Source organism: Microbacterium phyllosphaerae (assembly GCF_017876435.1).
GTDB lineage: Bacteria > Actinomycetota > Actinomycetes > Actinomycetales > Microbacteriaceae > Microbacterium > Microbacterium phyllosphaerae.
Window position 1 is genome coordinate 372,683 of the sequence record NZ_JAGIOA010000001.1, and the last position, 23,061, is coordinate 395,743.

The following is a 23,061-nucleotide window of genomic DNA, read 5'->3' on the forward strand; positions in this document are numbered from 1 at the left end:
ACTGGAGACACGGAAACGGCCCTGGTTACGAGATCGTCAAACTATGTGATCCGGTGCAGCAACCCCTGGACGCTAGGCATCGAAGCCCAGTACAGGCCCCGGATTTACGGAGCTTGAGCCCTTGAATGTGGATGGAAGTATGCTCGTCGCACCCGCCAGGTGCCTCTCTCGGGCACTATGTGTCCATGACCTCAGGTGATTCCTTCCGTCGACCAAAATCAGGCGACGGGACACCGTTCATCGCTCCGCCATCGGCGTTGGAGTTCGCGGTGGATCCGCCTCATGCCGGCCCCCAAGTCCGTGCAGACTTCGATGAGTTCGATGAAGCGTTCGTGCGGTGTTACCCCAACGCGCACCGCGCAGCAATGGGCCTTGTCATAGGCGCCCTGCCTCGGGTGAAGGACGGGGAGGTGCTTGAGGGTGAAGACGCCTTCAAATACATGGTCGAGCTACGCCAGAGAATGGTCGATGCAGCAACCGAGGCCGCAACTCCTTATGATTCCGAGACCTGGCTCATTCTGATTCGGCGCTTGAGCCCGCGGGCGCTGAGTCACGCCGAATCTGGAACCATGGACTACGAGGGCGACTCCACGGAGAGAGTTGCCGAGAACCTAGTCGGGGCTGCTCGCGGGGAACATCTCGACGTGGAGTCGGCGCCCGTGCCCACCGTCGTCTCCATGCGGCTCGCGAGGCTCTTCGCACTCGCCGGCATGGTCGACAGCCTGGAGAGCGCCGTACGCAGCGCAACCAAAGGTGTCAAATACCGAGTCCGGCGCCGTCACCGCCCACGGCCGTTCGACAGCGATGCGCTTCGCGCTTCCCTCCGTGAGTTCGACCTGAGAAGCTCGTGGAAGTCTGCCGACGACGCTCCGCGACTAGAGTCCATCACCTCAGACGACTTCGAAGGCGACCCTCCGATGCTCGTCGCCTATCGATTCAAGGATGGCCTCGGGATCGACCAGACGTGGGACGGCCCGTTCAGAGCCGCGGATCCAGTCGAGGACACCGTCCGTTTCACCATCCGTGCTTTTACTACGGGGGACGAGACCTACACGGTGCTCGGTCGACATGGGGTGCTGGCGTCGTTCGAAGATCCCGCCGCAACGGCATCTCTCATCGTTTTCGGCAACGCTTTGCTCCGCCACGTCCTAGACGTGGACGATGCGGCTGGGGCGACACTTCCTCGACGTGGCCTCCTCCGAATCGAGACCGAGGTGCTGACAGCCGTCATCAACGACACTCTCCACAGCGAGGCCATCGCAGTGTGGTTGACGGAGAACGGGCAAGCAGCGTTATCGGCATCCGCTGTACTGGCGAGCATCCGCTCTCTCTACGTTCATGGGCGACGCAGCCTCCCTGGACCTGTCATCCAGACCAGCGGCGACCAGACCCTCGTTGATGCTTGGGCATACGCGTGCCATGTCACGGACGATCTGAAGCTCTCACCCCACACCGGTGGCGCGATAGCGAATCTTTCCGCCGCGCAGTTCGAGTCCGCGACACAGAGTCTCATTGACGCGAGTGTGCTCGCCCCTCTGCCCAAACTGCGTAAGCTCCGCGGCAAGACTCTTCGCCTCAACGGGAAAGCAGTGACCGACATCGACGCAATCCTTGTCGCCGACAAGACGAAGCTCTTCCTCATTTCATGCAAGAACTACCTCATCCGCATCGACTACCTGGCCGGGGAGTACCGCGCCGCGAGGAGCGGAAGGCAGAGGCTGGACGCTGCTCTCGATGAATGGAAAGACCGCGTCGCCACGTTCCGGAACTCGCCCGTCGGTGACAACTACGACTTCAGCGGCTACGAGATCGAAGGGTTCATCGTCCTTCCCGAACTCATATTCACGCCTCGAAGTGATTCACGGCAGACCCTGCACTTCGGAAGTGCCGATCTCTTCTTCACGAAGGTGGAGAGCTACAGCCAACTCGCCGCCACGCTCGAGATGGCGAGCTGGCCGCCGGAGCCGCTTGCGCTGAGAGCGCTTCGTACATCCGGGCAATGATGAACTCGAGTCTGTCCCGGCGCGAGATGGCCACACGTGTCGAGCCCAGTTCTGGTGACCAGGCGCCTCCGCCCTGGTCGCGTCAATAACCGACACTGTTATTCGAAGAGGGTCGGGGCTGCCGGACTGCTTGATCCGGGTCCAAGCATGTTCGACCAAGACGCGCTGATCACTCAGAACCAGCGCGTTCAGCGGAAACCTGGCTCTCCTCCGCCAAGACAGAAAGACGACGGCGTTTATGTCGGAACCATGAGACTCGAACGATGGGTATTAGAACGGAGATGAAAGCCACCAACACGACACCTAGGCCCACGGAATAGACCAGGAGTAGCGACCCTCGCTGCACCGACGCTGCTGTTGCCCCGCCGCAGACAATGGCGGCGAAGGCGCTAGCTAGAACCAGAAGCCGCGGAATCGTCATCAATCGCGTGACCAGTTTGTGTTCTCCTGCGCGCACAATGTAGATCGCAACGAGCGACGGGACGATGGCGAGCACGGTCACCGCGGCATCGAAGTTGGCCTGAACAGTTTGGATTGACTCCATCCGCCAGCCGTATGTGTCGTCTGGGACGAACACGAAGGTGGGGGGCGCCCACGAGAAGCGCCCATCCATCCATTGGAACAGTGTCGCCATTCCGACCAAGAAAAGCAGCAACCCCGTCGTAAGGGCGGCGGGCACGAGAAACGGCCCTCTTGCCGGCTCGAGGTCGATCTCCACGCGGTAATCGGCAGGCGGCAGCCCGGAGTCGTAGAACGTCGCTCGGTCAAGAGGCGCTTGACCGTCGGTGTCGCGTCCGTCTCTAACCCGCTTGAGCGTCTCGTCGTCCGAGAACCACCGTGTGCTTCTGACAGTCGATTCCTCAGGGGCCAGCACGCGGACGTGGTTGCGTTGAGCGCGCCCTACACCCCACATGGGAATGCGCTGGGTCTGCGGTCTCCACCCGAGGCGGTCTGGCGAGAACCATGACGTGCGGGTTTCGGCAACGTTGCGTTCCTCGAGCAGTCGTATCTTCACGATGGCCACGTCGCCAGGCTGCCGAAGATCGATGTGCGACAAGAGCATGAAGCTGTCTGCGTAGTCGAAGAGCCCGTCGACGAACTCGGTGGAGCTCAACATCCTCGCCCATGCTGCCGTGTCAGCCGCGCTAAACCGAATGAGTCCGTCGGACGGCGGGGAGGGGAAAGCTGATGGGGATGCCGTGTAGGCAACATGTTCGAGCTCGATGGGGTCAGTGTCCCGAGTGATGGAATACAACTGCTCGAGCACAGTGTCCGGTATTTTGCCTATTGAAATGCCGTTGCGGGCTAGGACGGCAAGGAGCATGGCGCTTGCAGCGTGGGCGTCTTGGTCGCGTGTCGCGATGGCCAGCGATTCACCCCTGACATTCATCACGTCGATGTCGAGGAGCGGACCCTTCGAGAGTGTGAGCAACGGAATCGGCACGTTACCCTGTCTGAGCCGAGCCGCCTTAGCCCGTCGCCTTAGCTCCACTAGGTCAAGGTCGAGGGTAACTCGGCGCTCAAGCCTCTCCCCGTCAACGAACCGAATCGTGTCGACGCGGCGTGCAACCCATTCATGGTCGGTGGTCACGCTGTCCACAAACCGCCCGAGGCGGCGGGATGCAGCGGCGTCAGCGGCCGTGCGGGGAAGACTCACCCGTCTAGCGCGGGACGCCTACGAGAGCCTCGACGCTCCCGTAGGACACGGTGACCTTCGAGGATGCTGCTCGCTTGGTGTTGCGCGCGGCTACTCGGATCTTGATCCGCTCTGCGCTCTCGTTGGACAGGGTCACCTGCGTGGTCAGGTTCTTCTTCTTTGCCATTTCGGTTACCTCCTTCCGGAAAACGTATAGCAACAGTAGCAACTGCAGTCGAACATTCGCTGCGGTCGTGTCGCGCCGACTTACTGACAGTATGCGCTGCGTACGCGAACCCAGCGAGTCATGTCGGCGACCAGCATGACGTCCCCGGATATCTGCACCTCGGGTCGATATGCATACCGATACTCATCGGTGGTACTCCGCTTGTTCCCAAACAGTGCCGTCCGTCAACATGACGCGAGCCTTCCCCTTCCAGCCCTCCCACGATGGTGCCCGTTACGGTGCTTCGCGCGGTCGAGCCGCACTTCCCCGCAGGCTTAGCGCCGGTCATCATCCGCGGTCTCCGTTCGCCGCGCGGATCAGGGTGCGCATCTCACGCACGATGTCTCGGTCTCCTGAGCCGATGGAGCCTTGTGATTCGATGGCCTCGATCTCTGCTTGCAGCATCCCTACTGCGTCCGCGGGCATCCACACTGCCCCGTAGTCCGCCATCTGCGATCCTGCACATTCTTCCGGTGGAGTGGAGCGAGATCTTCGCTCCTCACCCTCAGCTTGACCGACCCCTGACGGCAGGTCAGGCATTCTCCCTACTCGTACGGGGCGGACTCGCGTGATCTATGTGCGCCGGCAACGCCTCTCCTCTGCATGGATGGCAAGTACCGCCACTGAGCGCGGAAGGGGCCAGTGGCGTTATGCGAACGCGTAACTCATCGGGCTGCCCGGTTTGACATACAGCAGGTGCATCCCGAGGAGCAACTCACACTCATTCGCTGTGACGAGATTTCACGCGGCAATGGGTCAAACGCGAACCAGTTGGCTTCAGAGGTTGTTGAGCTTCGCCGCGAACCGACGAGCATACCGCTCGTTCTTGTGCGAGGTTTCCGTCACCCACTGCCCACCCGGGAAGTCAACGACAATGAAGATCTTGGTGGTGTTCGTTCGCGCGGTCGCGCCGATCACGGCTCCCGCTCCAGCGTGTCCGAGCATCCCGCCGAGGACTGCGCCGCCGAGGACGTTACTGCCGCTCATTCGGCTTGTGGCAGTGCCGGACATGACGCTCACCTGAGCCATCGATGCAGGAACGGCCAGCGCCCCGTAAGACAACTCGGTCTTGTCACGATTGAGCGCCAAACCTCCCAGGCGAACTGCCTGCGTGATCCAGGATGATGCGGCTAGGGTCGCCGGGCCGATCTTCCTCGCAGCTTGAGCGGCAGCCGGCCCCAGGGCCCTACTCACTTCCGCAGACGCGCTGCCTATGTCCCGCCCAGCCGCCTTGATCTCCGCGGACGTCTGCACCCAGATCTCACGCATTTCTTCGACGGCGCGGCGGTCTTTCTCCAGGTGCGACAGCCACATCGGCATCAGCAGGAGGTCCAGCGCCCAACCGAGCAGCAGGAAGTTGAGGGTCAGTGCAGTGATCCACCCCCACACCTTCCTGCCCATGTAGAAGTGATGCGCCCCGAAGATACCCAGAGGGAACCACCACAGGTATGCCTTGCCGAGTGTCTTCTGCTTTTGAACTGCAAGGGCCGCTGGCACCTTCACGTCGGAGCCGGCGCCCCAGGAGCTCCCGTCCCAGTACCGCTGCCCTGCAGCGTCGTCAGGGTCGGGGTACCAGCCAGGCGGCGGTGTCAGCGTCGAATCGGTCATGCGATCATCCAAGCACGACCCCACGGCCACCGGGTCTGCGGCTACCATGCATCGACTAGGTCAGTCCGGATTGTCGTCGAAGCAGCCCGGTGCCGTAGCGTCGTTCGCGCCAAGACCATCCCCGTACTGCATACCTGCCCATTCCGCCGTGTGCACGCCCCCCGCAGTGACATCCCGTCGGTATCCCGCTCGCGCGGACCACTGCGCGGCAAGCCGACAGAGACTATGGTTCGCCGCGACGAGTTCGTGATGGCCCATCGGGGCATCCACGGGTTGCAGAGAGTGAAACGCCGCGCTCCACCGCGACCACATGTCCGCAACGTAGAAGTCCCAGATATCCGATGGCTCGGATGGTGCCACGGGTATTCCGTCGTCGTCGAGGCCGAGTTCTGCGGCGAGGTACGCGAAGACACGAATGCTACCGACGATGGCGATGTCGCTGCGTTTCATCGCCCCGACGGGGTCGCTCGCGCTCATCCGCTTCGACTCTCGCAGCTCTGCTGCGAGGTGGTGAAGGGCATCTTCGAGACCGGCGACGTGCGAGAACCGAGGGGGCGTGACCTCGCGTGTGTGACGTTCAATGCGGAAGTCGTCCACATCGGCGGCGACAACGTCTGTCCATCCGACGGCATCCAGCGGCAGTCCGTTGACGTCGTCTCGGAACGTTCGGCTGTCCTCACCGCGGAGGCTGAGAAGGACATGCCCGGCTTCATGTCGACCCAGGTGACGCCCGGTCGCAAGGGAGCTGGCAACAATGCCCTCAATATCCAGATCATCGCCCGGCGGGTCGACAAGGAGGTCGACCCCTAGGACGATATCGAAACCACCTTCTTCCCGGGGAAGGGTGATAGCCCCTGCGTGCCCGGCACCGCGACCGGTGGTGTAGCCACTGAGACCGCGGTGGGCGGTGCGAGCGTCAACGGATTTTGGGAGGTCGCCGGTGATGACCAGCGCCCACACGCTCGTGTCAGGGAGAAGCGCATAGATCTCCGATGCGACAGCACCAAGGAGGTTGTGGTGCTCGATGAGTTGCGTCAAGACGAACTTGGGCCCCTCCTCGATGTGCTCGACGCTGTAAGCGATCTGGATCTGCGCGCTGTCTTTGGCGCTCATCTGTGCCCCTGGTTGTTCAAGCGGCGAACTCGTCGCGCGTTTCGGAGGCGGCTGTGCGGGTTCGCGGCGACTGGGCGGCAGGCCCGTGTACGACAGCTTTCAGCAGGCCGGCCGACCACAAGCCGATCCTTATAGGCGGTGCTCGTCACGGCGGGATGCCCAGTACTCGCGGGTGAAGGGTTGAACTTCTGTGCCCAACGCTTGCGCGGTGACGTCATCGTTCTGTGCCAGCGACCGCACGAGCCACCGACCGGTCTGGTCGGGGTCTGGCTCCAGGACCGTCCCTCCCTGCGCGATCTCGTGGCGCTCGATGGCGCTGGCGTCTCCAGGAAAGATGTAAACCACGTCGGCGAATGTCACCTGTTCGGACTCGCCGCGTGCACGCATCTCCGCAATCCGCACCCACTCGCCGACGGTGGCGCTGCGGTTCGCCGTCAGGGTGACGCTGTCACCCACGTCGATAAGGCGGCGCCGAACTCGACGGTCGGGACTGTACGGTGCACCGAGCTCGATAAAGGCTCGGCGCGGACCATCGTTAGCCACGAGGATCGAAGCCACGACTTCGAGTCTCAGATTCGCGTCGCGCGGAAGAACGAAGCCATCCCCCGTGGCGAGCCGGCGCGGGCGCGACTTTGTCTCGGCCAGCATGTCAGGTTCCCGGTCATCTGTCGCGAAGACGAACGTGGGCGGGATCTTCACCGTCACGAACAGTTTTGGCATCTCCGCGTCAATCGCCGCCTTCTGTGCATCAATCCGCAACCGCCGCGAGTGCTCAAACTCGTCGCGCGCCACCACCAACGTGGCTTCAGTGGTCTGCACACTCTTCCGCGTCAGCCAGATCTGCCAGGCGATGAACAACGCGGACAAGGTGGTGGCGGTGGCTGCAGCGAACGTGCTCCACGCGTTCAACGTCTCGACGAATGTCGCCGCGTCTGAGGCGGTCGGAAGCGGATTCATCCTCGCACCGTATCGTGTCCGGGCACCGCGGTCGCACGCCGCGCGCTCATGCCGCCATCAGGCATGTTCATCCGGTCGCAGGCTCGGGGCCGTGTGACGAAACGGCCGCGAACAGCATCGTTTCCGCCACCATCAGTGAGCTGACCGTACGGCGGACTTCAGTACGTTCTCGGTGAAAGAACTCACCCACATGCATCCGACGCCCGGGACCCGGATCACTGAGCGCGACGTGACACCGCCGACGGCTCTCGCACCGACCACCGGTCAGGGAATCGTCGCTTCTCGGATGGCAGCGCGTCATCCAAGAACGGTGGCAGCCTCAGGGCGACGGACGCTTCCTCGACGAGGCTCGGCGCCGTCATCGGATCGATGATGTGCCGCACAAGCGCGTAGGCGAGCATCGATGAGATCGCGCAAGAGTACAGGGCAGGAAAGAGCTCCGCTGAGCCTTCGGGGCGGTGGCGGAGTTCCGTTCCCTCGTCCGTGTGCACGAGGTAGCCGGCCACCGCCGCGTGGGTGGGGTGCACGCGCAACGACAACGAGCGGTAGGTCGTCCTCAGGTAAGAATGGGAGTCAAGATCCCACATCATTTGGCCGAACGGCGGGAGACCCTTGCCTTTTATCGCCGCAAACTCACGGTCGGTGGGTCGCATGTTTCCGAGGTAGTCGTCAAGGTCGTCGCGGTACGCGGCAGCATCCGCGACGAGTGCGCTCGCGAACCTGTCGAGCCCGCCCGACGTGAAGTACACCCAGTGCGCTGTCACGGCATGTTCGAATGCGGCTCGCGCTAGAACGCCGGCCTCATGAGAGAAGTCCGACACGTGCAGTCCCACAAAACTTGCGGAGAAGCGGCTCGCTTGCATGCAAGGTCCGTAGAGCAGCTGAAAGTCTCTGGATCGTTCGTTCGGCACTTCGTACGTGTCCTGCGGGAGCGCATTCGCGACCAAAGTGATCCACTCTTGCAGTGCCGCTTCGGAGGGCCGAATGGTGTCTGGCATCTCCTCACCATAGCCACGCCCTCAGTACATCGCGGTTTCCGGGAGCGGTGTGCACGCTGCGACGGGGGCAACATCGTGACGTCTCCGTCCGCTCAACGTCAGGCATCCACTACAGTCTGGCTGGGAGGAACCGTGGAGATCGACTGGGGTGCGATTGCGGTCACGACGCAGACTGTGTGCGCTGTGATCGCGGTGCTGCTCGCTGGTCTGCAGACGGCGCATCTTCTGAAGCGCCTGTTTCGCCGGCTCGGGCCGAAAGGTGCACGCACTGTTCGAGCCGCGGTGGCTCCGACGGCTTCCATAGCGTCGCCGCTCTCGGGCGCGGAGGATGCGCTGCCTCCTCCGGCGCTGCGGCGTTCACCGCAGAAGACTATGTGGCTGCTGTGGTCGGGCTTCTTCGTGCTGATGATCGCACTCTTCTACTCTCGCGCGGCCGCGGTAGGAATCGGGCTGAACCTGTCCGTCAGCAACACCTTCGGCTACGCCCTCGTGCTTCTCTTCGGCGTGTATCTCGCAACGAGACAGCCAGGGCCAGTTCCCTGGTTGACGCCCGTTCTGGGCTATCTGGTGGCCGCCGCGGCTATCGCCCCGCTCTTCGAAGGCAATGTGATCATGGGTATCGTCAGCACGTTCGGTCCTGACTGCATCGTTCTTCTCGCCATCGCAGTCGCGTCGCGCATACGCGAGGACCCGTTGGGCATCGGCGCGGTATTCAGTGTCGCGACCGCGTGGTGTTTCGCGACGTCGAATTCACCGCAGGTGTTTGCGTGCCTGATCGCAGCTGCATGCTTCGCAGTGCCCTTCGCCCGCGCCCGACGTGGATGGGTATGGGGCGCCTCTGGGTTTACTGCGGCGCTAGTCGCGGCACTAGAGTTCTCGACGCACGAGCTCCGCCTCGCTTCCTGGACGCGAGACCATACATCGACCTTCGCGGACGACCACCACTGGCAAGCTCGCTCCTACATCGCTCAGTGGGTGAACGCTCGACCGTTCGGCCCGACCGACATGGATATCCAGAGCTTCGATGAGCTGAGCGTCGGATGGTTGGTCTTTCTCGCGCGCGTGACGGGGTGGGTTCCCGCTGTCCTGGTTCTCGGCGTGCTCGCGGCGCTGCTCGCGATTACAGTCCTGGCGGGGTTGCACTCAGCACGGACGCGCCCGCAAGTCCTGGCTCTGGCGCTCGTCCCAGCCGTCTTCTTCGGGGCAAACGTCCTCGTCCAGTTCGGTGCTGTACCGACGTTCCCGGTTACACCGCCGCCATTCTCGAGTGCCGCAGGCGCGGCCTGGCTCGCGATCCTCATCGCGTCCATACGGTCACCGGTCCTCTCCGAAAACCGCGTCGAGTGGAAGCAGGTTCTCCGTCATCCCCTCATGTACTTCGGTGTGACGCGTGACGCCAACGTTCCAGCGAATGCAGGGCGCACCTCCAGCCGACGACACGTAGACACCATCGAGTAGGCCTGCGCGCCTGCCCTTTCCGGCGCACGAATCTCAACGCGGGGAGCTGACGGTAACGGTGCCCGGACCTAGACCGGATATAGGTCGACGAGACGTCGACATAGATCATTCGCCGTGACTTAGCGCGCCGTGTGGCGCCTCCCCGATCAGCCCACTTCCCTGATCTCCCCACCGCCGCCTTGCAGCTGCTGCCGAACGCTCCCGATATTGCGAAGGACGGCTTGCCGAGATGCAAAGCCTTCACTGACCGCGGCCACCTGACCGTTCGCGAACTTCAGCCGCCATCGGTGCTCCCCTGACCTGTCGGTGTAGACCTCGAACTTCGCCTTGGGGCCGGCGGGAGCGGCGGTGAGTTCTCTGGCAACCGCGCGATCCGTAATGGAACCGAGAAGACTCTCCCGAACACGCGCGGTATCCGAGTCAGCGGTCGGCGCGAGGGAAGTCAGGACGGTGACAGCGGTTGCCCGGTCCTCGTCGGTTACCCAGGCGTCCTTGCTGAGCTTCTCGATGAGGAGGAGCCCAGTCTCGGCCTCTCGCGAATCTGCACTGAGCGCCAAAGCGTGGGCCTGCTCGAATCGTCTCGACCACTGCTCTCGCGCATCGGTGGCACGCTGGCTACGGCGAACAATGAAGAAGCTAACGACAGACCAGAGCAGACCGGCTGTTGCGACGAAGGCTGCGACCTCAGCGGCGAAAAGCGTCGCCTCGGCACCAGTCATAGCCACACCTTAGCGTCGCGTCACCACGGACGCATCGCCCGCCATCCGTTGGGGATTTGTGTCGCGAGTCGCCTGCACAAAACCATTCACCCGCACACTGGACTGCGCTGTCACTCGACGCTGTCGCGGTCTGCGTGTTGATCCGACTCGCGTGCGATGTCCGACCGCACTTGCTCTTCCGCCTGTTTCGCCAGAGACACTGCGTCCGAGAGAGGCATGGTTACGCGCTCCAGTGGGTCCAGCCCGCGCAATTCTCTCATCCGTCCGACGAGGGCAACGCTGGCTTCCTGCTGCTTATCCAGCGTCACACTCTGGCGAGGCCCATCGAAGGGCGGGACAAGGAGGAGGAACGTGTGCCTCGCATAGTTCTTAAAGTCTGACTCGTATGAGTTCGGCATGATGAAGGAAAACCGACGAGAAGCGACCTGGAAGCCTTTCTGCACCGTGTACGACTCCGCAGCGAGGACGTCCATAAACTCGGCGGTCGATCTTGGCAACGCTTTCAACCCCAGGGCGTGAACGAGGTCCCCGGCTGCGAGGAGCTCGGCGCCAGCATCCAGAAGCAACTGGTTGGCCTGATACCGCGCGTCGCGCTCGCTCTTGCGATCCTCGTTTCTCCGCGTGAACAGAAACGAAAGAACGCTCCCGATGATGAGGAAGCAGCCTGCGACAACGGGAATCCCCCACCATGGTGCTTCAGAACCGGTTGCGGCACTATCGACCACGATGCGTGTCATCTCGGGGGTCGGTGAGGGAATTGGCGTCGGCATAGTCGGAGAGTATCAACCTGCCTCTTCTCAGGATGAGCGGACCCGTCTACTCGCTCGAAATCTCGAGCTCAGGCTCTTCCACGGCGCGCCTGATCCGTTCAGGGTGCAGTGTCTCGAGGACGAACCGGCGACAAGACTCTTCGGTCGCGCGCTCACCACGTCGAATTGGATCGTCGAACGCGGTGAGGCCTCGTCCAGCTCCTGCCACACCCGGTCCTTGCCTACCAGCCGTTCCGCGACGGTCACGTCAAATCTGCCGATCCGCGGCCCGTCCGGGTCGGATCTGGAAGGGCGCGTCGCCACTGTCGCACGGCGAGCGTCAGGATCGCCATCGACCCCCATCGGGGAACGTACTCTCAGTGCTCTGCGTCGTCGAAGGTTCAAGGCGCTCGGTCTGCCAGGGCATCACAGTTCCCTCCTTCGCTGACCGTACCAATAGTCGCCCTGCGGCGACCGCGTGCGATCCCACGACCGCGCGCCTTGCGACAGGCATCGAGCGCCCGGCAATCAAGACCCCTCCTCGACCAGGAATCGACCGCTCATAATTCGTCTGTCAGGAAGTCGGCGGAGCAGACAAGAGGCCCACCCCTTGTCCCCCATTTGGTCGACACAGCAAGCCTGCGGCCCCGGATAGCGTGAGCCCGAACATTCGCTTTCCCGATAGGAGAAACCATGCCCGTTCTTGCCTCGCGTCCTCACCGGAGGGTCCGCAATCGGATCGCTGTCGGCATGGCTGCCGCCGTGACTGCTCTTGCGATTGGGTTGGCGCCGACGTCGGCGTCGGCGGTCGGCAACTTCAATGTCAAGCACACCGCGTTCGGTTGCACTGAAGGAGACTACAAGGGCTCGAGCTACACCTACACCGTCTCCGGGGCCTACTTCGCCTACGCCGTAACCTCGTACCAGTACCCGATCTGCGCGCCGTCAGCGAGCTCCGTCCCCGGCGCACGCGCGATTGCTGGAAGCACGATGGGCGCCTGGGCGTACTCCGCAACCTCATCGGTGACGACGCGGATCCAGAAGGCCTTCTTCGACCAGGTACCCTACGGCCACCACAGCGTGGGCGGCGGGTACCTCCGCAACACGTGACCCCGCGTAAGCGACCGGTTCTCGCGACCAGCGCTGCATCCTTCGCGCTCATGCTCACGGCGTGTGCGGCCCCGCTCCCCGGCGATCTGCCCCCCGAACAGACGTCGTGGAGCGCGGACCAGCTCATCGAGTTGAGCAAGCAGGAAGCAGACGCTGGGCATGACGGTCAAGCAGAACGCCTCGAGGACGGGAAGGTGACGTTCGACGAATACCAAGCGGCGTTCAACGACTTGTCCGCATGCTTGAATGACGCGGGTATCACTGTCTCCGAACCGGTGATCAGCCCCGTGTCGAACGACCGGTACGAGTTCACCATGGATGTCGGAAGTCTCGACATGAACGTCGGAGCCAAGCTCTCAGACGAGTGCGCCGCCGAGCATTGGACATCAGTGTCGCAGGGGTACATGTTCACGAAGACCCCGGTCATGGACGTTGGCGTTCGCGATGCGACCGTGCCTTGCCTCGAGGAGGACGGGCTGAAACCGACGGGTGAAGAGTCGAACGCATTCGAGTTCGTCTCGCTGCCCGATGCGGATCCGGACAAGGTCACGGAGTGCATCATGCTCGCTGTGGAAGACGTCTATCCCGGGCTTCCCTCGGTCACCGTCGCATTCTGACAAGAGGGGTGGTGGCGTGCGCATGGGCGCACGCCACCACCCCAGTTACGCAAGAAACGATGTAATGACTCCGGAACCGAACAAGATCACCCCGCACACGCGTCGACGCCGACCACTGCTCACCACACTTGTCATCTGCGGCGTTCTTGCGTGGGTCGCGGTCCCGGCCGCACTGTATCTGCAGCTCTCCACACAACAACGGGAGACGACCATCGCCGCGCCGGCACAAGTGTGGGCGCCCGTTGAACCGAACGATGCTCCTACGAGAAGGAGCGTGACTGTGCAGATCGATTGGTCCTCGGGCGAAGAAGTCTATGCGCCGGCCTGGTCAGGTCTGGTTGAAACCGTCGGCCTGTCCATCGGGCAGACACTTGACTCCGGTCAGGTCGTTGGCATCGTGGGCGGAATCCAACGCCTTGCCATCCACACTGACCGGCCTTTCGCGAGATCTCTCGGCCCCGGGGACCAGGGAGCAGATGTCACAGCATTGAATGCCGTCCTAGCGTCGCGCAAGCTCGAACACGGAGATGGGGATCGATTCAACGCCTCCACGCGGCAGGGCGTCAGGGCCCTGGCGAAGGCACTGGGCGTTCCCGGCGCCGCCGACGTCACCCGGTTCGAACCGGACTGGGTCCTCTACCTCCCAGCAACGACAATCACCGTCAAGGAACTATCGCTGCGCCCGGGCGCCCCCGCTCCTGCCGCCGGTGAAGCAATCATCGTCGGCGAAGAACGGATCGTCACCGCACGGATAGTGGACGGCGCGACCGAGCAACCGGATCCTGCGGGTGATGCCGAGGCTGACGGCTCCTCCCCTCGCGGAATCGCGGTCGTCGCAGAAGAGAATGAGACGCTCTTGGTCGCTGGACAAGAGCTGGCGCTCTCCTCAGAACGAGACAGCCTGGACTCTGCGGCGTTCGCGACGCTGGAAGCGACGGTCGAGCCAGCAAGCTCCACCGTTGCTGGCGTGCTTCAGCAACCCCCAGCGGCCGGCGAATGGGTCGTCCCCACTGGGGCAATCCTGTCTGGGAAAGCCGGCACAACATGCGTCGTCACGAAAGAGGCAGGAAAGCCCGCCGTAACTTCCGTAGCGGTCACAGGGCAGGGCAGTGGAGTGACCGTCATCACAGGGGAGCTCACGGATGCCAGCGCCGTCCTCCTCGCGCCCCCGGCTCAGGAGTACTCGTGCATCTGACCGTGTCGGAGATCACGCACGCTTTCGGCGCGCGCCAGCTTTTCGAGAACCTGTCACTACGCGTCTCCTCCGGCGAGATGATGGCGCTGATGGGTCCGTCAGGAGCCGGCAAGTCCACCCTGCTGTCGATGATTGCCGGCGTCGCGGAACCGGACGCTGGCAGCATCACCTTCGATAGCCCGCACAATCCGCGGATCGTCTGGATCGTGCAATCGACCCCGCTCCTTCCCCGGCGCACCGCGCTGGAGAACGTCAGGTTGGGGCCGCTCAGTGAAGGACTGACTCTGCAGGAAGCGGACTCACGCGCCTTGGCCGCGATGCAGCACCTTGGCGTGCGGCACACGGCGACAACGAAAGTGTTCCGGCTCTCCGGCGGGGAGCGACAGCGCCTCGCCGTGGCGCGCGCTGTCGCTTCCTCCGCGGACGTGATCCTCGCCGACGAACCCACCGCATCACTCGATCCAGCCACTCGGAGCGAAGTAATCACCGCTCTCCGCGTCGCCGCCAATGTCGGCGTCATGGTCATCGTTTCCACCCACGACATGGCGGTCGCACGCCTGTGTGACCGAGTTTCGAATCTCGCCGACGGCGCACTGCTGACCGGCACCCCGCAACCAGCCGGCACCTCATGACAAGGACCTTTCGCGCCTGGACGGTCGCTACAGAAGCCGTGCGGAATCTGTGGTCCAACGCGTTCTTCACCGGCGTCATTGCACTGTCTGGAGTCTTTGTAGGGTTCGCTGTTCCCGCCGTGACGCTGTGGGAAGTATCGAGCATCCGAACGGATGCGGAATCAGAGGTGCGCGCTGGGGCGAACGTGCTGCGGGTGACAGGCGAGGATGGAGCTCTACTTCCCGCGGGACGTTGCGAGGCGTTGAACAGTGTCCCCGGCATCCTTGCCGCAGGCGGACTTGCAGTTCGAACCACCGTGTTCCCTGCCGCTCGGCCAAGCGATGTTGTAACCCTCATTGTCGGGACTCCCACGCTCGGTCAGGTGCTGTGGCCAAGTCTCTCCTCGCAGCTGGCGACATCCTCAGTGGTCGTGGGGAGTGCGACCGCGGAAACCTACGGCCTGACCTCAGGCTCCACGTTCGGCTACGAAGTGCGAGGGGACATGACGCCGCTGACAGCGGTGGTGGACAGATCCGGTGCCCCCTCTACCCGTGAGCCCCAGTTGGACACCAGTGTGCTCATTGCCACGGCGCCTACGGGAAGGGTGCGCGAGTGTCTCGTCGAGGCGCTCCCCGGCGCACGCACGGTCGTGGAGGGCATGCTTCGCGGATGGTTTGGTGCCACGGATGGCACCACCGTGTCTCCGTTCTATCTGCCTGTCACATCCAGCGCCAGCCCAGATGAACGTCTGACAGTGCGCACCACCCAGTACGTACCCGCCATCGCAGCGCTCGTCCTCGTCACCGGAATGGTTGCGGCGTGGTTCTCACGCCGGGCTGAGTACTCTCTCTACCGCATGCTGGGGCTGAACCGACGAGGCAGCTTGCTCATGCACACAGTCGAGATGACGGTAGCCGTCATGGTCCCCGTGAGCGTGGGCATGGTCGCCGCAATGGTCGTGATGGAAGCGCACGAAAGCCTCGACGTCATCCTGGCGACAACAGACGCCCTGAGGATGCTGGCACTCCTCATTCCCGCACCGCTTCTGGGCTGGCTATTGATGAGACCTGCAACGAGGGCTGATGCTCTTCACGGACGCTGACCGTCCGCCGCACACCAGACACGCTTCCCCGGGTACTGGTAAGGTGTCAGCGTGATTGGTGATTCATTCGCCGACGCAACACCGTCAGCACGATCCCCGTGACGAGAACCACCGAGAGAATGAAGATCACCCAGGTCGCCGTGTGGGATGGGCCGCAGATAGCAGCCCCCGTGGACGTGAACAGTGCTGCCATGACATCGAACTCAGCAACTGACCCGCATGTGAGGAACGTGGATAGAGCAGTACTTATCGCTGCGAGGCCGACAAGCGCAACAAGGGCCAGCGCCACCCACACCATACGCACCGTAGTTCGCTTGCTCATCTTCCCTCCACTTTCCAGCCTAACAAGCACTGCCAAGGGGCCGCCTTCCAACTCGTGCCGGGCGCGGGCCGTTTGGCAAGCCAATCCGCCCCTCGGTTGGTCCGAGCACGGGCTTTGGCCGGGGGCATATGAATCTCGCTACGCTCGATGGCATGCCGTCCACCCCCTCACCAGCATCGCGTCCCAGCGACGCCGACTCATCGAGGGATAAGGCTCTTCACGAGCGGACTCGCACCGTAGGAGCAACATGAGTAAGCGTCCGCGCACGTATATGCGGGTACTGAACGTCGGTGACGGTGCATGCGCCGTCTTCACCCTCCCGTGGGAGCAGTCGCACTTCATTGTCGACTGTGGAGCGACCACTCGAGGCAAAGGAGTGGAATCGGCGCGAATTCTCAGCGACGCTCTTGGCGAGTCATCCAGAAAAGTCGAGGCAGTGCTCATCACACACTTCGACGCCGACCACTGGGCAGGAATCCTCAAGTTCCCGACACAGTGGAAGGCCGCTCCCGCCCGGCCCGTCACCATGCGGTACCCGCATCTCTTACCGAAGCGACAGGGCGGGAAGCAGCAGGCAGCGCATCTCCTGTTGCAAGCGGCGCTTGTCGGCGCGTCAGTCACTCCCATCACAGACATCATCAACGCGTGGCGCACAGCGGGAGCCACCGTCCACGCGAGCCCGGTGAAGCGTGGCGATTCGTTCACGGCAGCTGGCGAAGACTGGGATGTGCACTGGCCACCCGCAAACACATCTGTGTTCGTAAAGGTCACGCGAGACAACATGCATGAGCTCGCGGACCGGATTGACGGTCTCGCCGAGAAGAGCCCTGCTTTCGCGTCGGCAATCGACTCCGTGTACGAGGACTGGTTAACCGCCGAACGTCGATCCGGGCTCCCCGACGGGACCAGCAGCGGCTCTGACGTGTCGGCGGCGTCAGTGGTGCGCACACTCGGATTGGATGAGGACGAGCTCAAGACGATCACGCGGAAGCTCTCCGCGTACGCAAACATGCTGAGTGTGGTGCACTCGACTGATTTCGTCATCAACTTCGGGGACTGTGAACTTACAGGGTTGAACGCGCTCCTTCGGCTTCAGCGCAAGGACTCAGACTTGCAGTCGACATACAAGGTGGTGTTCGCGCCGCATCACGGCACGCAGATCCCTCGCCCATCGCTCCAACACGCCTTCCCGAGCGCCCGCGAACGCCTCATCAGCCAGAACGGCCCGCAGCGACTCTCGAAAGCGCAGGCGAATGTCGACGTCATCGCATTCAAGGACATGATCACGCTCGACAAGCACATCAACATTCACGAGCACGGTCACTTCTACTACCCCGTCCGCTGAGGTGTGAACGTCACCGGCACCCCGTCCATGCCCCGCTCACTCATGCGAGCTGCTCTGCCGACAAGCCGAGCATTGACAGCGTCCCCACCTTTACTGGGGAACGAGCCACAGACGCGCCGCACCCTGCGACGGCTCAGCAGCCGGAGCCCGGCCCGCCATCATCTCGATGGCAAGCGGTGCGCTTAGATACAGAGGTGACGACCTCAGAGGTGACCTTCCTCCCCGCAGCACTCGCTCTTCGACCGCCTCGTGTCGTGATCGTCTTCCCCGACGACCATCACTGGCGAGACTGGGTAATGCGCGCCTTGGAGATCTCTTCCGACCACTGGGGCGGCGGCGGATTCATCCTTGTTCCGTACGCTCCCGAGACGGGCGAACCATCCGCCCGCTTCACGGAGATCGTTCGCGCTTACGACCCTGACCACGTGGTCACTCTCGAGCTCCCAGTCCCGGAGTTAGAGGAGTGGTACCCGGGAACCATATCCGTGTCGCCGGAGGTCAGCCCCGAGGACAGACCCAGTTTCATACGCATGATCTCCGATGAGATCTCGATGCCGGAAAGCGCCCGCGCCCGCGACGTCGTGGCTTCCTGGTGCTCACCTATGCGTGACGCGCGCATGCTCCCGGATCAACCGCTCCGACCCCGTGAGACACACGATGCGCTTCGTGCAGTCCGACGAGACGACCGATTCAACCGAGGCCTTCCGGTTAGTCCTGAGCCTGCACTTCCGGTGTTAGCGGCCTCAGCTTCCTGGCGAACAGACCTGGGGCTTTTCGCCGCCGCGCGAGTCGGCGTCGTCGCGGACCACGACGACGAACGGCGGGCCGAACCCGGTTCCGACGTCGTCGAGTGGAGTGTCCGTCGAGATGGAGCGGCGCCAGCATCCCTGATCCACTCCCCAGAATCGTCGTCAGTTCCCGTAACCGAAGTGTCGACACTATTCGACTCGGACCCAGGTCTCATCCGGGTGACACGCGGGTACACCCGCGACAAGGTGGCCATTGTCGTCGGCGACACAGGAACTGACTTTGCTCTTGCCGTCGCCTACGACAGACTTCTCGGCCGCGGGCACTGGGTGACCCCTGCGATGCTCGACGACGCGGAGATCCTCAGCGAGCTTCGCTCCTCGCTATGGTGGGTGGTCGCTCAATTGAGGCAGCACGCCAGCTTTCTCACCGTCTGCAGTTCCTCCCTCGACGATGAAGCGGTGTCCGCGGTCGCCATCAGCCTGCAACAACCCAGGTACGAGTTCGAGCGGTACGGCCGTCTGAGCGAGAAAGTCGAAGAGGAGCGGACCGTGCAGACGCGCACACCGCGCCTGGACAGAGGCAACAGCGAACTGATCGTCGAAGAGTACGTCGGCACGTCCGTGATCGTGCCTATGGCCGCACTCGCGGACGGCACGATGGAGGCAATGACGGAACTGGACGCTCCCACGCCAAGCACACTCATGTACCCCCTCGACTCCGGAAAGGTCCCGTATTGGTACGTCGACGTGTCATTCGCTCGTGCCATGGCACCACCTGCGCGTGATCTCCCGTCGTCAGCCGTCCTCATCACCAGGGCGCCGGACTGGCCCTATCCGGAGGTCACCCTCCGAACTAGCAAGGACGGCATCACCTTCAACCCTTCCTCCTTAGGGTTCGTGGCGGGGAACTCGTTTCTGCCTGCTCGGTTGGGGCGGCCGCGCTTGCGTTCGCTGTCGATGCGTGCGTGGGTCGAAGGGATGGCCAACGCCGCAGGACTCGGCGTGCGCGTGTCAGCTCCCGGTCGCCACTCTGAACTCGTCAGCCGCCGCCTGGGTTCGCGCGATGCGCTCCTCGACCTGGTCGTGCCGTCGCGCCTTCCCATGTTGCGGGCATTCGTCCCCCACACGTCGGTACCCAAAAAGCGAGAACCTGGCAACGTGGTGATCGGCCTGGACCCCTATCTCTCGTTCGAGAAGATGAGCTCGCTGATGGGTTCTGAACCGGAAACTCGGCAACTCGTGGACCAGTTGTCTGCCGCGCGTCTCCTACGGCGCGGACTTGTTCTGGGCTGTACAGACTGCGAACGTCCCTCGTTCGTGGACCTTGACCGCGCCGGTCAACAGTACGAGTGCCCCCAGTGCGCAGCATCAAACACACTCACCTCCTCGAGGTGGCGCGCAGGCAGTGAACCACTGTGGCATTTCGACCTCTACGCCCCGTTCCGAGAGCTGATGCGAGGTCGAGGGGACATCCCCGTTCTCGCTGCCGCACAACTACGACGCGACAGCCGCACGTATGCCGATGCACCGGAGCTGGAGTTCTTCGATCTGGACTCGGGAAAACCGGTGGCAGAGGTGGATGTCATCGCTCGCTCGGACGAGAGGGTCGTGCTCGTCGAAGCGAAAGCGGCCGGCGCGTTCGCCGGCAAACATGCTCGGGGTGACCAAACGGAGAAGCTGTTGCGCGTTGCGCGGGCGCTCCATGCCGACGCCGTCGTCCTTGCGACGACGCGCGAGGCATGGAGTCCTGCAGACCTTAATCACGTGCAGCAGGAGGGCGCCAAAGTGAGACCCTTTCCGGTCCACGTCTCAGCGATGACAGATCTGGCCAACGAGCTACGCGCGGCACTATAACCACCGCGCATCTCGCAACCCCATCTCAAGGCAGGTACGGAAGTTCCGAGTCCTTCACACCGACACCCGAATAGTCCTGCTCGAGCAGTTGCTCCAGGGTTCTGATCCGTCTAGCTGCGGTGGCAGATGGCGGGCCTACATATATGTCGGTGAGCTGCAACAGGCCGTCTGGGACTTTCGAATCAAGACCACCACTGTGATTGCCGAGAGTTAGGTATGGGACTATCCCGCGATCTTCAGCTCGGAAGTGTGGTCGACCCGCGTACGTCACGACGTGGCGAACCTCCTGCTCGGCGGCGAACGCCTCGTGCTTGAGGACCGATACCAGCGCAGCCAACGAGTCTTGCAAGATCCACGAGGTGCCCGTGAACGGTGCGATCAAGGCAAGCACCGATTCGTGTTGCACCATCTGATCGAAGATGTGGTGCGCGTACTCTTCCTTTGCCGCTGGTTCGTAGAATACCTCCAGCCAGCCGCCCGCCGCCCACAGGTTGTTATCCGGCGCGGTGTTGAACGGACGCAACACAGGAGCCTTATCGAACCCCACGGCATACCCTTCACCGCCGGCGTAACCCTGATACTGGTTGAGCAATGTGGGCTTCTTCGAGGCGCTGACGATATAGATCGGCAGCGTTTCGAAGGTCTCCTCCAACTGCTCCAGGTAGGCACTGAGAGTCAGGGCCGCCTGCTGAGACACGTTCGGCCCTGGCTTCCAGGTCGCGAATGCTCTCAGGACTTCGCTGACGCCATGGCGGATCTCGAGCTCATCATTGAGCATCGTGTACGCGGTCGCCCAGACACAGTGTTTCGTGACCATGCCGTGCAGCCCTCGCGCGCCGGTGTAGTGGTAGGCCGGCCCGTCGTATCGTCGCGGGGTGGGTGCCAGAATCGCGTACTGCATGGTTGAACGGTACGGCACGCCCCCGCACGCTTTGTCGAGGTTCCCCCGCTACCACGACTGCCGCAGCGTTGAGTCGGTGCGCGCACAAGGCTTCTGTTTCCTACGTCGATCTCTTCATCGTGGACGGCAGAGAGCGAGCTCATGCCTGCGATGAGCCCGGTGCCCTCTGCGCGTCGTTGAGTCTGGGGCTTCGCGCGGATTCCGCGCCAGCCGACGTTCGAGTACATCAGCCAGCACCCTCCGGCCCGCTGTTCGTGATGTTGCTTAGTGGTGCTTGGCACCACTCTCGGGTCTCGCGTGCTCCGAGAGGGTGCCCGCCAGGCTCATTTACCCGCCGTGGAGTGCGGTGAGGAACTCGACCACACGCACCGCCAGGGTGGCGATGCGTATTGCGACTACTACCCAGGCTCGCGCATTGGTATCGCGATCCCTCTTGTTCTTCTTACCGGACATGTCACCTCCCCTGAGGGGCTAAAGCCACCCAAGGGAGAATCGTCATGCGAGAAACGGGCGAACCATTGCGGTTCGAGATCGTTTAGACTGTTACTTGCTACGGTGTCAGTCTCTGACGCTTCCACCCTCGGGTGGTGAACGGCCCACTTCGTGGGCCGTTCGTGTATGCGGCCCCCAGCGAGGGGCCACCGGTGAGGCAGGAGCCTCATCCACTGTTTACTATCGGCCAAAGCGGCGGCGCCTCCCGTGGAGCTCGCCGTCGATCATGTCGCCGTCATCGGTTGTTCGGGTGGACCACCTCCCCCGCGATCATCTGCAGCTCGTCTGCGGTCAACAAGTAGTCTTCGACATGCTCGCCCGGCGTCCGCTCATCGACGAGTCGGCGGTACCGGGCAAGCATGCGCAGGTAGGTGTCCAGCATCTGGAGGTGCGAGTTCCCGTCGTCGTTGGCGGTCACCTGCTCCTGAAGCTCGGTCCACCGGTCACCGTCACGCATCTGGAACCGGACGTATCGCGCCATCTGGTTCTCGAGGGGGTCGTTGTGGTCGAACCCGCGGAACGTGAGGCGCCGACGGACTATGTCATCAAGGTCGACGCCTTGTTCTTCGAGGCGCTTGACGCTGTAAGTGATGACACGGAACAGCTGGAGGATATCCATCACTCGACGCGTGTCGCGTTCGGAGAGCTCCTGGGAGAAGCCTGCCACCTCGCGCCAGTACTCGCCGGTGAATCCGGCCTCCAGCACTTCGGCGGCGAGCAGCTGATCTTCAGGCGAACCTTCAGGTCCGTTGCTGTCGACAGGGAGGACCCGACCAAGAATCCGATGCAGGAGCGCCAGCACCTGTCTGTCTCGCAGGTTGAGGCTGTCCGGAGCTGGTTGATCTCCGTGGACTCGACTGTCCCTCGTCTCCCGTCGAGTATCTGATGACACATCGATCACCGCTTCGCGGAGAAGATCTCGGACGAGTTCGCTCAGCGACATGCCCTCCTTCTGCGCGATCATGCGCAGGCCTTCTTGGATGTGATCTTCGATCCGTACTGTCAGGACGCCCACTCGACACCTCCACTGCCATGTATACGGGAACGTAATACTGTATACATGGTATCACATGGGGAACATCAGGTGCGAGCGGCCGGGGCTCCGGTCCGACGCGCCTCGTCGGTTCGGCACGCGTCGCCGGTCTCATCCGGTGATGTCGAGGTGCGCACTGCTCGCATCAGCGAGGTCTCGGGCTATCCGCCGGGCGCCTATTTGCCCGAGGAGGCACTTCCTTACAGACATCACAACAGGGGAGGTATCCCGACACGAGCAAGCGGCTCTCCGGTCAATATTG

Annotated in this window: 19 protein-coding genes; 9 read left to right on the forward strand and 10 right to left on the reverse strand. The window is 62.9% G+C overall.

Annotation, left to right across the window (positions count from 1 at the left end):
* Window positions 1–185: 185 nt before the first annotated feature.
* Entirely contained in the window at window positions 186–2,003 is a 1,818-nt protein-coding gene (locus JOF42_RS01710; protein ID WP_210096268.1) for a hypothetical protein, read from the forward strand.
* Between the two features lie 169 nt (window positions 2,004–2,172).
* On the opposite strand, the gene JOF42_RS01715 is transcribed toward JOF42_RS01710, so the two are convergent.
* The 6 genes from JOF42_RS01715 to JOF42_RS01740 form a co-directional block, all read right to left on the reverse strand.
* Complete coding sequence (locus JOF42_RS01715; protein ID WP_210096269.1) at window positions 2,173–3,594, reverse strand: hypothetical protein; 1,422 nt, start codon at window positions 3,592–3,594, stop codon at window positions 2,173–2,175.
* 70 nt (window positions 3,595–3,664) lie between these two features.
* Window positions 3,665–3,826, reverse strand: coding sequence for a hypothetical protein (locus JOF42_RS01720; RefSeq protein WP_210096270.1), 162 nt, complete (start codon window positions 3,824–3,826; stop codon window positions 3,665–3,667).
* Window positions 3,827–4,642: 816 nt separating this feature from the next.
* Entirely contained in the window at window positions 4,643–5,473 is an 831-nt protein-coding gene (locus JOF42_RS01725) for an NINE protein (RefSeq protein WP_210099043.1), read from the reverse strand.
* Window positions 5,474–5,533: 60 nt separating this feature from the next.
* Complete coding sequence (locus JOF42_RS01730; RefSeq protein ID WP_210096271.1) at window positions 5,534–6,586, reverse strand: hypothetical protein; 1,053 nt, start codon at window positions 6,584–6,586, stop codon at window positions 5,534–5,536.
* 129 nt (window positions 6,587–6,715) lie between these two features.
* On the reverse strand, window positions 6,716–7,543 hold the full coding sequence (locus JOF42_RS01735; RefSeq protein WP_210096272.1) for a hypothetical protein: 828 nt from the start codon (window positions 7,541–7,543) through the stop codon (window positions 6,716–6,718).
* A 215-nt stretch (window positions 7,544–7,758) separates the two neighbouring features.
* Window positions 7,759–8,541 carry a hypothetical protein gene (locus JOF42_RS01740; RefSeq protein ID WP_210096273.1) on the reverse strand — a complete coding sequence of 261 codons (783 nt, stop codon included), beginning with the start codon at window positions 8,539–8,541 and terminating at the stop codon, window positions 7,759–7,761.
* 132 nt (window positions 8,542–8,673) lie between these two features.
* On the opposite strand from JOF42_RS01740, the gene JOF42_RS01745 reads away from it, so the two are divergent.
* Complete coding sequence (locus tag JOF42_RS01745; RefSeq protein WP_210096274.1) at window positions 8,674–9,999, forward strand: hypothetical protein; 1,326 nt, start codon at window positions 8,674–8,676, stop codon at window positions 9,997–9,999.
* A 146-nt stretch (window positions 10,000–10,145) separates the two neighbouring features.
* Here the strand turns inward: JOF42_RS01745 and JOF42_RS01750 are convergent, their stop codons facing one another.
* Both JOF42_RS01750 and JOF42_RS01755 read right to left on the reverse strand, forming a co-directional pair.
* On the reverse strand, window positions 10,146–10,718 hold the full coding sequence (locus tag JOF42_RS01750) for a YegP family protein (RefSeq protein ID WP_210096275.1): 573 nt from the start codon (window positions 10,716–10,718) through the stop codon (window positions 10,146–10,148).
* 110 nt (window positions 10,719–10,828) lie between these two features.
* Window positions 10,829–11,488 (reverse strand): hypothetical protein, encoded by a 660-nt coding sequence (locus tag JOF42_RS01755; RefSeq protein WP_210096276.1) that lies wholly within the window; start codon window positions 11,486–11,488, stop codon window positions 10,829–10,831.
* Window positions 11,489–12,160: 672 nt separating this feature from the next.
* Between JOF42_RS01755 and JOF42_RS01760 the strand changes: the two genes are divergently transcribed.
* From JOF42_RS01760 to JOF42_RS01790, 7 genes are all read left to right on the forward strand, one after another.
* Entirely contained in the window at window positions 12,161–12,577 is a 417-nt protein-coding gene (locus tag JOF42_RS01760) for a hypothetical protein (RefSeq protein WP_210096277.1), read from the forward strand.
* Window positions 12,578–12,771: 194 nt separating this feature from the next.
* The gene (locus JOF42_RS01765; RefSeq protein ID WP_210096278.1) at window positions 12,772–13,194 is read left to right on the forward strand and encodes a hypothetical protein; all 423 of its coding nucleotides are present in this window, start codon (window positions 12,772–12,774) and stop codon (window positions 13,192–13,194) included.
* 64 nt (window positions 13,195–13,258) lie between these two features.
* Window positions 13,259–14,389 (forward strand): hypothetical protein, encoded by a 1,131-nt coding sequence (locus JOF42_RS01770; RefSeq protein ID WP_210096279.1) that lies wholly within the window; start codon window positions 13,259–13,261, stop codon window positions 14,387–14,389.
* Entirely contained in the window at window positions 14,380–15,021 is a 642-nt protein-coding gene (locus tag JOF42_RS01775) for an ATP-binding cassette domain-containing protein (protein WP_210096280.1), read from the forward strand. The genes JOF42_RS01770 and JOF42_RS01775 overlap by 10 nt, the downstream gene beginning before the upstream one ends.
* The gene (locus JOF42_RS01780; protein ID WP_210096281.1) at window positions 15,018–16,103 is read left to right on the forward strand and encodes a hypothetical protein; all 1,086 of its coding nucleotides are present in this window, start codon (window positions 15,018–15,020) and stop codon (window positions 16,101–16,103) included. The genes JOF42_RS01775 and JOF42_RS01780 overlap by 4 nt, the downstream gene beginning before the upstream one ends.
* A 569-nt stretch (window positions 16,104–16,672) precedes the next feature.
* Window positions 16,673–17,770, forward strand: coding sequence for an MBL fold metallo-hydrolase (locus JOF42_RS01785; protein WP_210096282.1), 1,098 nt, complete (start codon window positions 16,673–16,675; stop codon window positions 17,768–17,770).
* Between the two features lie 194 nt (window positions 17,771–17,964).
* A complete protein-coding gene (locus JOF42_RS01790) occupies window positions 17,965–20,373 on the forward strand; it encodes a hypothetical protein (protein ID WP_210096283.1) in 2,409 nt (802 codons plus the stop codon).
* 25 nt (window positions 20,374–20,398) lie between these two features.
* Here the strand turns inward: JOF42_RS01790 and JOF42_RS01795 are convergent, their stop codons facing one another.
* The gene (locus JOF42_RS01795; RefSeq protein WP_210096284.1) at window positions 20,399–21,274 is read right to left on the reverse strand and encodes a DUF2971 domain-containing protein; all 876 of its coding nucleotides are present in this window, start codon (window positions 21,272–21,274) and stop codon (window positions 20,399–20,401) included.
* A gap of 727 nt (window positions 21,275–22,001) precedes the next feature.
* A complete protein-coding gene (locus JOF42_RS01800) occupies window positions 22,002–22,730 on the reverse strand; it encodes a YfbU family protein (RefSeq protein ID WP_245340694.1) in 729 nt (242 codons plus the stop codon).
* Window positions 22,731–23,061: the final 331 nt, after the last annotated feature.